Origin of the sequence: Pseudomonas sp. TH06, assembly GCF_016651305.1 — a bacterium.
Classification (GTDB): domain Bacteria; phylum Pseudomonadota; class Gammaproteobacteria; order Pseudomonadales; family Pseudomonadaceae; genus Aquipseudomonas.
In genome coordinates this window covers 329036-341105 of record NZ_JAEKEC010000004.1, presented here as the reverse complement: position 1 = coordinate 341105, position 12070 = coordinate 329036, and the positions used below count along the sequence as shown (strand labels likewise).

6 protein-coding genes are annotated in these 12070 nt (G+C 57.2%); all 6 read left to right on the top strand.

Translation table 11 applies throughout. The annotated features are described in order from the left end of the window. Positions 1 to 283: 283 nt before the first annotated feature. The 6 genes from JFT86_RS28765 (at position 284) to JFT86_RS28740 (ending at position 12028) form a co-directional block, all read left to right on the top strand. A complete protein-coding gene (locus tag JFT86_RS28765; protein ID WP_201239381.1) occupies positions 284 to 1633 on the top strand; it encodes an NCS2 family permease in 1350 nt (449 codons plus the stop codon). Positions 1634 to 1723: 90 nt separating this feature from the next. Further along, positions 1724 to 2353 carry a LysE family translocator gene (locus JFT86_RS28760; RefSeq protein ID WP_201239380.1) on the top strand — a complete coding sequence of 210 codons (630 nt, stop codon included), beginning with the start codon at positions 1724 to 1726 and terminating at the stop codon, positions 2351 to 2353. 377 nt (positions 2354 to 2730) lie between these two features. Continuing rightward, complete coding sequence (locus JFT86_RS28755; RefSeq protein WP_201239379.1) at positions 2731 to 6282, top strand: calcium-binding protein; 3552 nt, start codon at positions 2731 to 2733, stop codon at positions 6280 to 6282. A 155-nt stretch (positions 6283 to 6437) separates the two neighbouring features. Beyond that, positions 6438 to 8261: a hypothetical protein gene (locus JFT86_RS28750; RefSeq protein WP_201239378.1), complete on the top strand. Its 1824-nt coding sequence runs from the start codon at positions 6438 to 6440 to the stop codon at positions 8259 to 8261. Between the two features lie 175 nt (positions 8262 to 8436). Then, positions 8437 to 10128 carry a hypothetical protein gene (locus JFT86_RS28745; RefSeq protein ID WP_201234360.1) on the top strand — a complete coding sequence of 564 codons (1692 nt, stop codon included), beginning with the start codon at positions 8437 to 8439 and terminating at the stop codon, positions 10126 to 10128. A gap of 70 nt (positions 10129 to 10198) precedes the next feature. Beyond that, positions 10199 to 12028 (top strand): hypothetical protein, encoded by a 1830-nt coding sequence (locus tag JFT86_RS28740; RefSeq protein ID WP_201239377.1) that lies wholly within the window; start codon positions 10199 to 10201, stop codon positions 12026 to 12028. The last annotated feature ends 42 nt before the right edge of the window (positions 12029 to 12070 follow it).

The following is a 12070-nucleotide window of genomic DNA, read 5'->3' as shown; positions in this document are numbered from 1 at the left end:
AACCTCTTCGCGAGCAGGCTCGCTCCTACATTAGACCGCACTCCCCTGTGGGAGCGAGCCTGCTCGCGATGAGGCCAGAACAGTCGATATATCCCTATCGACGGACCTTTCGTAAACAAAACCAAAAACAATATTTGCTTTATTTGTACACAAAAGCATAATCCACAGCGAGCGAGTTCCTGACCGCATGGTCAACAAATTCGCGTATGCCTCAAAGGGCCGCTGCCACCCCTCATGGGTCCGGCCCTGGAAATAACAATAAAACTCTTGAGGAGTACTCGCTGTGGAAAGCCGCAAATCCGAAGCATCGACGCTGGACCTCTCGCCGCCGTTACGCAATGGCCTGCTGGAGCGCATCTTCAAACTCACCTTGCATGGCACCACGGTGAAGACCGAGCTGATTGCCGGTCTGACAACCTTCATCACCATGGCTTACATCATCTTCGTTAACCCGAACATCATGGCCGATGCCGGGATTGACCATGGTGCGGCCTTCGTCGCCACCTGTATCGCCGCCGCACTGGGCTGTCTGTTGATGGGCCTGTACGCCAACTGGCCGGTGGGTCTGGCACCGGGCATGGGCCTCAACGCGTTCTTCACCTACACCGTGGTCGGCACCATGGGCTACAACTGGGAAACCGCGCTGGGAGCGGTGTTCGTCTCCGGTGTGCTGTTCATGATCCTGACCTTCTCGCGGATTCGTGAATGGTTGCTCAACAGTATTCCGGTCAGTTTGCGCTTTGCGATGGGTGCCGGTGTCGGGCTGTTCCTCGGGCTGATCGGCCTGAAAACCGCCGGTATCGTCGTCGACAGCCCGGCCACGCTGATCAAACTCGGCTCTCTGCGAGAACCCGGCCCGCTGCTCGCCGCGATCTGCTTCCTGATGATCGCGATCCTCAGCTACCACAAGGTTTTCGGCGCGATCCTCATCAGCATCATCACCGTGACCCTCGCCGGTTGGGGCCTGGGCATTGTGCATTACGAAGGGATCATGTCGACGCCGCCGAGCCTGGCCCCGACCTTCATGGCCATGAACGTTGCCGGCGTGTTCAACGTCAGCATGATCAGCGTGGTACTGGCTTTCCTCTTCGTGCACATGTTCGACACCGCCGGCACCCTGATGGGCGTGGCCCAGCGCGCCAATCTGGTCAACGCTGACGGCCGCATCGAAAACCTTTCCCGCGCAATGAAAGCCGACAGTGCTTCCAGCGTTTTCGGCGCGGTGGTGGGCGTTCCGCCAGTAACAAGCTATGTGGAAAGTGCTGCCGGTGTGGCCGCTGGTGGTCGGACTGGTCTTACCGCAGTCACCGTAGGTGTGCTATTTATAGCGGCAATGTTTTTCGCACCGCTGGCCGGCATGATTCCGGCTTACGCCACGGCCGGTGCATTGATCTACGTAGCGATGCTGATGATGGGCGGCATGGCCCACATCGAATGGGACGAAGCCACCGACGCTATTCCGGCCATCGTCACCGCAATCATGATGCCGCTGACCTTCTCGGTCGCCGACGGTATCGCGCTGGGCTTCATTACTTACGTGGCGCTGAAAGCCGGCACCGGTAAGTACAAAGAGATTTCCGTGAGCCTGTGGGTGCTCTGCGCGATCTTCATCGCCAAGTTCATCTTCTTGTAAGCGTTAAGCGGTTCCGGCTTCAAATCAGCCTCACCCTTGCGGGTGGGGCTTTTGCACATTCGTAATACCCACAAAAAAAGGAGCAAAGTGATGAGTCTGGAAACCTGGCTGCTGTTCAGCGGCGCTGCATTGGTGGTGATCCTTATTCCGGGGCCACTGTCATTGCTGATGATCAGCAACAGTCTGAATTACGGCCTGCGTCGTTCATACCCGGCGTTTCTCGGCGGTGTCTTTGCTTCGATCTGTTTGCTCAGTGCCTCCGCGCTGGGCCTGGGCGCCCTGCTCCTCGCCTCGGAAAAACTCTTCAGTGCGCTGAAAATCGTGGGTGCGCTCTATCTGTTCTACCTCGCGTGGCAGAGCTGGCAGCAATCGCGTCAGCCTTCCTCAGGCGCTGAAGTGCCGCAAGCGGCGCCGACACCTCGTTTCCGCGCGCTGTTTGGCCGTGCTTTTGTACTGGGCGCGAGCAATCCGAAAGACATCCTGTTCTTCGCAGCGTTCCTGCCACAATTCCTGAACGCCGAACAACCCTTCCTGCCGCAACTGTTGGTGATGATCGCAACCTGGACCGTGCTGGACCTGCTGTGCAAACTCGCCTACGGCCTCGGCGCCCATGGTGCAGCGCGCTATCTGCGCAGCGGTAAGGGACAGAGCTGGTTCAACCGCATCAGTGCCGGTCTGTTCGGCGGAGCGGGAGCCGCTTCCTTGCTCAGCAGTCACTGAGAAGTTACTGCTACTTAATGATGATGTTGTTTGAATAGCCATTCTGATTGCAAAACAATTGCAGACAGGATGGCTAAATTTTTATCACTTCGAAAGTTTCGTCAAACAGTGGCGTTTGGCGACTATTCAGAACACTTTTCGAAAAACTATATTCCTTACCCGATCAAGACCAAGAAACAAAGGCCCAACTCGCAACCCGGCGTTGTCATGGCAAGAGAAGCCTGAAGCTTATTTCACACCTTACTGTTACTTCCACTTACTGATTAATGCCTGTAAATGCAATACATCGCAACAACCCGACGATATACACCAGTCGAAACTCGACATTAATATAGCCACGCCGCTAAATATTTATTTCGCCGAACAAGGATGTTCAAATGGCCACTCTTATACAAGAGTCTGAAATACAGCACGACTCCGTCGTCATTAACGATATTGGCCCTCAGCCTGCCAATACACGCACGGAGTCCACTCTCGATCTGAAAGCTGCGCGTCATGACGCTGCCGACACAACTAGCAAAACCCACACCAGCCAACTGAATCTCAACGACAAGCTTTTCGGGCCACTGGAAATTGGCCAGATTTCGGTGACACGGGTAGCTCTCGATGCACTGGGTGCAAGGATCAACGGCCAGCCCCTGAACGGTGACAACACCTTCTTTCGAGTGCCCAAGCGTTCATTCGTCAATTCCTTGCAATTCAGCTTGCTCGACATCGAAACCCATATGAAATCGGCCAGCGGCAGGGATGCCTACCTGCTGCCGAATCTGCTGTTCGATATCGCCAGCCGGCGGCCATTAACGGCTCCGCGCATGATCAGGGAAAATCCTGAAACCACTGTAGATCCGGGCAACCTTCGCAGCAAACTCGAGAAGCTGTTGAATGCCGCGCACAAGCTGGATTTGCGTCATGCTTCCCTGCCGAAAAACACGCCCGTATGGGTTTCGAAGACGAAAAGCTATTCCGCGCTCGGCGCCAGCGTCGGGATTCAAGGCTTCGGAATATTCATGGGCATTCGGGGCGTATACGAAGCCATAAAAGTCGAAAACACCAATGAGGTGGTCATCAATGCCACGGGGATACTGACCGAAGTCAGTTCCATTGCCGTTGACCTGGCCATTACGCATGAAGCCACGCGCATGATCACGGCCGGGCAACAGGCTTACAAGGATTTTGCCAGAACCCGTTTTGCAGTCAGGCTGAGCCGCTCCGGAGGCCTGATCGGCGGGGCACTGACGTTGCCGTTTGATCTCTATACGGCGGTCAGATCCTTCACCGCGGCTGAAAACACCACTGGCAAAGAAGCCTTGGATCACTACGTCAGTGCCGCACTGAGCATCACCAGTGCCGTCATGACCGTCATCCTCGGCGCCGCAGCCATGGCCGGTTTTTCATTCGCTGGCCCGGTGGGTCTCCTGGCGGGAGTCATGCTGGCAATCGGGTCTCAGGTTTATGGTGCGGTGCGGGCGGTGGATGACATCGATGATTACATCGAACTCTCCATCAATGAGCGCTGGCAGACAGGCTTTCTCGCGTTCTTTTTACAGGGACCACCGAGTGACGTTCAGAATCGTTTTCTGATCGCCAAAGCCAAAATCGATCACGCCAAACAGTTGAAGGAAAGCGCCAGGGCTTTACTGGATGGGCCATTGAAGGAGACCACCGAAGCCATCGTCAACGGCAGCTTCGATGTGGAACTCGTGACCGAGAGCGTCAGGACGCAGAACTGGTGGACCAAAAAATGGGACTGGGACAGCGTTTCCACGCCAAGAATAAAAGACGGCGACGACGCCATTGACGCCCGCGAAGGGGTGACGGACAAGACCCCCGGCGCGGAAATAGGCACTGGCGGAGAAAACAAAGGCGTCCTGTGGTTCATGGGGGGCGGTGATGACGCCATACAAGGGGTGGAAAAAAAGCCGAACGCATTCTATTTCGAGACGGGAAAAAAACAACTGACCGGCGGCGACAAGGATGACCATTTCGTATTCCAGGGCGCAGAAGTCGCCAAGCCTGATGACGAACTTGCTGATCGCTGGACCTTGCGTGGCGGTGCAGGTAACGACTCGCTGATTCTGGGCAAGCTTGCTCAAAAATACGCCTATCCGAAAAAACCTTTGGCCGGCTACAACATTGATTTAGCCGCCGGAACCATCCACACCGTCACGCTTGATCCATTAACCGGAAAAGAGTTGAAGCGTAGTGCACACAGTACCGTCGAGAGTATCGAGAACGTCGAAACCATCGCTGATACTTCCACCACCGTCATCGGGACTGATGGGCGCAATGTGATCAAGGCGCGTGGCACCGACATCATCCGGGCCGGGGCTGGTAACGACCAGATTCATTTGCTGCAAGCGGGGGCGTCGGTCTGGGGTGGCGCCGGCCTGGATGAGTATTTCATTGATAATGTATCGGGCACGGTCTCGCTTTTCGAAGACGGCGTAGAGGACAGTGTGATTGTCCTCAATTTCAGAATGGAACTGATCGACCACTTTCTGGTGATGAAAGACGGCTCTCTGAGTGTGGTGCTGAACTCTGATCTGCATGTGAAAACCAGATTAGTCATCGCGGACGTCTATGAACACAAAGACGGCAAGTTAAAAATAAAAAACAACAAAATAACCTTTGTCACCAAGGACCGATTCTATCTTGCGCCTGACTTCCTTGAGTCGGTAGATCGCAATGGAGACGTGACCCTGGACGCTATTATTTTAAAGCGTGGATCGCCAATAAACCCGATCATCCTCTATTCCGACACCTGCGACACCGACCACGAAAACTATGTAAGTTATTACCTTCCACGCAACGACAAAAACATCACTTTCCGCTCAATCAAGCGCACACGGGAATGTATAAAAGTCCACCTTGACTACGCCAGCAACGAACTTACCAAGGTAGAGGTCGCTTATGGTGCCGCGCAAGATGATGGCTACTGGTGGGGGTCTACAGATCTGATCTATCATTTTGGCGAAAAAACGTTGAAGTTAGTAAGTTTTTCGAAAGAAAACCCTGATTTACCCAAGCGTACCAAGGAGATGGGTAAATTCCTTGAATACCTTCAGTACACACCTGAACAGAGGTACGTACTCGAATTCAATGACGGCAAGCAGATCTCTGCCAAAATCACAAAAATCGAACAGCCCACCGAAACGGACTATCCGTCGACTGGTTTTATTCGGTGGAAAAGCCTGCTGCCTATGCCTTTGAACTTCCGCTGGAGCGGGTCGAAATTCGAGTTGCCCGAAAACGACGCCTACACGTTAAGTCCACGGGGCGCTTGCATCAACTTCTCCGCCGCTCCCGGGCAAAACGCGATGGAATGTCTGGAAGGTGCAGGCGGGACGTACATTCTTCACCTCGTTGCCGAGCAAAACATCAAGATCGGGACGCCGGGCGGCCTGGCCAGCGCGAGTGTCAGATTGCCGCACTCGTCGACCTGGGAACTTGATGCGACCAAGCTGGGCAATGTCGAAATCAAACTTGAAAACAACAAACTCTATATCGGCACCTGCACGATTCATCTTCCGGAATACGGCAGTGAAGATATCATCGACACCGTGCACGTCATTGATGAAAAAGGAATTATCAAAACGGTCGATCTGTCATTTGACCTGATTACCATCACCGGCGTTGACGCCCGATACTTCATTGAACCGCCAGAGTTCCCTGTCACTCTCTCGGGCAGATACTCCTCAGTAGCGGAATTGGAACTCCCGGTGATAAATGCGGCCCTTTATAATTACCCGACTTTTGAACTGAGCTACAGCTTTCCAAAACGTCGCTGGATTACCACCCCCTACATGACCAATATCATTAACCGGTCACACCTTGAAATTTACGGCCGGTGTAATCACCAGCCACCAAAACCGCAACTCACACCACTTCAACAGTCAATAGTGGCCCTGGATGAAGTGCCCGTCTCTTAATCCGTGAGCTCTACTTTCAACTGTATAAATCCTGCGCATTCTGACAACAGAACAGCTTGAGCCTTGCCAACTTTCCCAGCCCCGACCCTGTCGGGGCTGCACTCAAGTGCGCTTCAAAAATGTGATGACACGCTCATCAAACGGAGTATCAATTCATGGCCAAATCGCCCAAAAAAATTCCGGGGGCTTCCACAGGCGACACGTCGACGCCAACCACCCGAACTGGCGTTGACCTTCCCGCCGGCCACCGCTTTCCTGATCTGCACCTGCCTGACAGCGATCCCACACCAGGTCACTCGGCGCGCCAATCGCAGATCCCGGTGGTTGATCAGCCCAACGTCGTCATAAGCAATCTGCCCGGCCACGGCGTTGATACCTATGGATTCGCCCGCAGCGAGATCGCCTGGCCACAAAGCCGCTACCACGAGCTGGTCGCTCTGGGCGCTGATACCGGATTGTTCAGGGGGCCAGATCTGCGAACCTACGCGGAAATAGGTGGCGAAGGCCGCTTTCTCGTTGAACTCAGTGAACGTGGTGTTTACCACGTGCCCCTGTCCTTCGCCCCCGGAGTTCCAGGCCCGATCCTGAGCAAAATCGAAGGTCAGCCACGCTGGCGCATCGAGCGGCCGGGCTGGCAATCGTCGCCGACAGCGGCGGTTTCCGTAACGCCGAAACCGCCAACCTACTTGCCCCCGCATTTGGCCGCCGTATTGACCAAAGCCGAGTTGGCATCCGATGGAATCCGCTACGACAAGCACAAGAAAACCTACGTCGACACGGCAGAAGGCACGGTAATGGTGCGCAAGGTCAGCGACGGCATCTACCGGGAAACATCCGCCAGCGAACTCTCCCCTTCCGGCCCCGAACTTGAAGCCGTTACGGGGACGACACTCTGGCGACGCAAGGCTCAGGACAGTGCCGACCCCACTCGCGCCGCTGACGAACCGACGCCCGGTCCGAGCAAACGTCCACGGCTTGACGACCCACAAGATCCTGCCGCTACCAGCACCCTCGCGCCGGAGCAAACACCTTATTTCTGGCTGCCATGGGGCCACTTGAATCAGCCGACCACTGGCGAATCGGTGCAGCTCGGCTGGCTGCACTATCCCATCGTCCCGGTCGGTTCGGCGCCCCATCGCTTGCCCAAGGTGTATTACCTGCAACACCCGGAATTTGCGCCGTCACATTTCGATGCCTTTGAGCGGATGCTGCAAACGGCGCCGGAGCTCCAGCCAGTGGCAACCTTCCGCATCGGCACCGAACCGGGAGAGATACGTCCCGGCAAACGCTTTTTTGAAAAGCCGTTAACGCAGTCCGTGGCTGAAACCTTTGCCGATTTCTCCGATTTCACGGCTAGAGCCGTTGCGCGAAAACTGTTCGAACTTTCGGATGACGCCGCCACTATCACCGGCACCGGGCTGAGCAACATTCAGACAGTCTTGAGCCAATGGAACCAGAAGCCCTTCCCCGCCACACCGGCGTTTGCCGACCCGCTGAACATGTTGCCTGTGGCGAAAACCATCGACATCTCCGGGAAAAAAGTCATCCCGTTGCACCCTCAGGTTGAAGGTGATTTGCAGCGACTGGTATTTGATCCACAGCGTTTTCCATTCGAATGGCAGAACTACAAGAAGGATCCGACCGATCTGAACCTCAGGCGTCTGGTCGGTGCCTTGCTGATTCGCAGCAGCTACGACGTCTTTCCTCTGACCCACGATCACCGCATGCCGACGCTGGTCTTCAAGCGCACAAATCATGATGAAGTGTTCTTTCTGAAACTCGGCGCGGTCGAGCATATCGGCCTGTCCCACGCACCGGGCAATGAACTGGCTGATCCGGGACTGCCTGCACGTATCGGCAACGAAGCCTTTACCGCGCTGACCAGCGCTGCGGTTAAAGGCAAGGTGGTCTGGCTGATTGGCGGGGTAATGAAAGTCGAATCGAACCCGGAGGCCGTGTTTATCCTCAGAGAACGCTGACAGCTGCGGCTGCCCTCGCCGCACTGCCGGTGAGGGCAGCCTCTGCCTCGGGGCATCAACCTCGTAAACTTTTGCATCATGTGCCGTCGGTGCAAGACATATGTACCGCACACCACGTCCTCCGATTACCGAGCATTAGCCCCTTGAAGAACCCGTACTTCACAGGAGCATTGCAATGGCAAAATCGCCCAAGAAAATTCCGTTTTTACCTCCGCCCGATAACGCGGCGAACCCCACCCGCCCCGTGACCGAACCACCGGCTGGCAGCCACGGCGATACCGGGCATTCGGTGTCGGCGCTGACCGGCACCGAGCCGACACCCGGGACCTCGACCGGGAGCGCGGCCGACATAGCCGGCCGGCGCCCCAGCGTCATCATCAGCCAAATGCCTGAAGCCGAACCTCACGCACCTGCGCGGCGTGCGTCTTCAGAAGGCGCCTCCCAACTACCGGACACCGGTCAGGCGACACCCGCCATCGACTCAGCCATCGGCGCGAGTCTGCATCCCGCCACGTTCATCGATCCGGCACTGGCAGCCCTGCTGACCAGTGCCGACAGCTCGGCGGAAGGCATCCGTTACGACAAACACAAAAAAACCTATGTCGATCTGGAGGACGGCACGGTGATGGTGCGCAAACATCCGGATGGCAGTTATCAGCAAACCCATCCTGGTGAATTGAGCCCGACCGGCGAACGGGTCGAGCAGATTCCGGGGTCGAAACGCTGGCGTCAGGTGGCGTCGAACCGTTCGCCAGTGGACGCTGATCCGCTCTTCGTCGAGGTCAGTGAACCTGTGCCCGGCCCGAGCAAACGGCCGCGTCTGGACGAGCCAGCCAGCGCGACGGATGAAGCCGGAATACTGGTGGAAAGTCTTCTGTCGCAGCAACCGGACGCCCTCGATCTGTCCGCCGGGCAATGGCGAAACTGGGGCAAAGCCACACCACCGGAATCGGCTGTATCCATCGAAATTGACGGTGCGTATTACCCGATCGTGGACCAGGGCATCCACCCCGTCACGGGTCTGGTCTATTTACAGCACCCGGGCTTTGCACCCGGACGCTACGACGCGTTTGAACAAATGCTCCGCCACGAGCCCTCACGCCAACCAAAATGGGCGTTGAAACGCGATGGCCAATGGCGAGTCCTGGAAAGCCATCTGCCGTTTGAAATGCCCCTCAAGCAATACGTCGCCCACGCGTTCAAATACCTCTCCGATCACTCGTTGAGCAACCTCGCACGCGCCGTCTTCGACCAGACCCACCCCTTCGGCACGGTGACCGGCCACGGCCTGTCGGTGATGACCCTGACCTTTCGCCACTGGATGGATCGCGTCAACAACGAGGCGCCCATGCGCGGGCTTATGGATCCGTTGCTGATGTTGCCCAGACTCGCTGTTGAGCCCTTCACCATGGTCCCCGGTGGCGTGCTTTCGCTGCCCGCGCCCTCACCGCGTTTTTTGCAGCGAATCGACTTCGACCCGCAACAGTTCCCGCTGGAATGGGGCACCTACGCAGCGGCCCCGACGGGTGCCAGTTTGCGCACGTTATTCAGCACGATCCTGCGGCAGAACGGTTACACCATCAATGCCACCCCACGGGCGATGAGTGAAGGCGCGTTGCTGTTTCACCGCGAAGGCGTCGCCGCCGTATTTGTCTTGAAGCTGCCGCGTGTCACCGGTAGCACGATTGCCCGTTACAGCGTGCCCGGCGCGGAAATGGCCAGTCCGGCCTTCCAGACGAAACTCAGCAACGCGGCCCGGCACACGTTGAACATTCATCTGGCGCAGAACCAGATCGTTTATCTGGTTGGCGGCACGCAGCTGATCGCCCCGGACAAACCGACGCTGTTCATGGTTAGAGAAGGATGACGGTTGACCTTGCGTCCACTGCATCACTCGCCCACTGCGTTCCAGCATTCACATGGAAGAGAAACCCGATATGGCCAAAGCACCGAAGAAAATTCCACTCACTCCAACACCCGATACGTCTCTGGCAATCACCCGAATCGTGACACACGAACCTGCCGGGCACCTCCCGCATACCGGCAGCTCCGATCCGACAGCATCACGGGTTGGCGCACCTGAATCGGACGCACGAATTCCTTCGTCGAGCGCAAACTCGCGACCATCAGCGGTCACCGTCAGCCATCTGCCCGAGACCGTCGCCGCGCTGCTGGAAGCCAATATGCGCGCGATCAACTGGCCGGCGGAAAATGCTCACCTGTTGCGCGCAATCAGCAGTCATCGCGGGTTGTTCGACAGTCCCGAGGGCGATACCTATGCGCATATCGCCGACGAAGGCTATTTTCGCGTCGACCGCCAATCCGATGGCCGCTATCGCCTGCACTGGCCTGAGGGCCTCGGCGAGGCGGGCCCGCTGCTCACGCAAGTCGAGGGGCAACCTCACTGGCGCCCCGAGCAAGCCGCCCGGCCCACACACGCGGCAGTGAATGCCGAGGCAGCGGCACAGCCTTCACCACCACGGCCCTTGCCCGCCGATCAGGCGACCTGGCTGACCAGCGCGCAGAACACCTGGGACGGCATGCGCTACGACAAACGCAAAGCCACCTACGTCGATATGGAAGACGGGGCGACCTTTCTGGTGCGCAAACATCCGGCGGGCGGCTACCAACAAGCCTCTGCCCACCAGCGCAATTCGCTCGGCGCGCGGGTCGAGCAGATTCCCGGAAGCAAACGCTGGCGAACCCGAGCGTCCGACGACCAGTTACCGGGGCCAAGCAAACGTGCGCGCCTGACAGACGCTCATCACCCGGCGCTGGCACGCCCATCGTCTGGCCTGACACCCGAGGCGCAGCCTGCGACCGGAGTCTGGAGAAGCTGGGGCAAAACCAGCAAACCCGAGTGGAATGACTCCATAGACATAGATGGCCTGCACTACGTGATCGTGCCGCAGCGCATGCAGAGCGATACGCTGCTCGTCTATCTGGAGAACCCGCTGTTCACGCCTGGCCGATACGAGGCCTTCGAACAGATGTTGCAGACCGACCCGTCTCTGCAACCGAAATGGGCGGTTAAAAACGCTGATACCTGGACGGTGGTGGAGCAACGCCCGTTTGAGGGATCGCTGACCGAGTACGTCGGAAAAACCTTCCTGGATTTATCGCATCAGTCGTCGAACGCTATCGCCAGAACCGTGTTCAATCAGGCTAACCATTCCGAAGTCATCAACGGTGATGGGCTGCGCATTCTCTTCGACACGCTGTATCACTGGGAGAACCGAACCACCTCGGCAGCACCGAGACAGGAACTGGCCGACCCGTTATTGCTACTACCCATATTGCCGGCACAACCCAGTGCCGATCTGCTGGGACACAACCTCATGCTCCCCTCGCCGTCCGGCGAAACCTTCCAGCGACTCGATTTCGATACCAGCCGATTCCACCAGCAATGGCGCGATGCGCTGGACACGCCGGGCAGCAGCTTGCGCGCGATGTTCAGTGACCTTCTCGAACACAGCGGGTACGCGGTCGATCGCACCAGCCGCATGTTCAGCGATGACGCGTTGATCTTCAAACGGGAAAACCTCGACAGCGTATTCGTCCTCAGGTTTCGCCCCAGCGCTGCCGACGGCACGCTGTATCGAGCCATGGACCCGGCTTCTGAACTGAGCGGCGAAGGGTTCAGGAGCAGGGTCGAGAAATCGAAATGGAACCAGATGCTCGAGCCCGGCAAGGTCGTCTATCTGGTCGGCGGTACACAACCCATCTCTGCACAGCAGACGTTGCTCTTCATTGTGAGAGAGGGCTGACGTTCAGCGCCAGGCACACCTGTTTCAGGCGCACTGCAACGT

What these genes read in the sequence shown, in the direction of transcription:
- JFT86_RS28745 (WP_201234360.1), top strand. Translation starts at nt 8,437, where the DNA reads ATGGCAAAATCGCCCAAGAAAATTCCGTTTTTACCTCCGCCCGATAAC.
- JFT86_RS28760 (WP_201239380.1), top strand. Translation starts at nt 1,724, where the DNA reads ATGAGTCTGGAAACCTGGCTGCTGTTCAGCGGCGCTGCATTGGTGGTG.
- JFT86_RS28755 (WP_201239379.1), top strand. Translation starts at nt 2,731, where the DNA reads ATGGCCACTCTTATACAAGAGTCTGAAATACAGCACGACTCCGTCGTC.
- JFT86_RS28750 (WP_201239378.1), top strand. Translation starts at nt 6,438, where the DNA reads ATGGCCAAATCGCCCAAAAAAATTCCGGGGGCTTCCACAGGCGACACG.
- JFT86_RS28740 (WP_201239377.1), top strand. Translation starts at nt 10,199, where the DNA reads ATGGCCAAAGCACCGAAGAAAATTCCACTCACTCCAACACCCGATACG.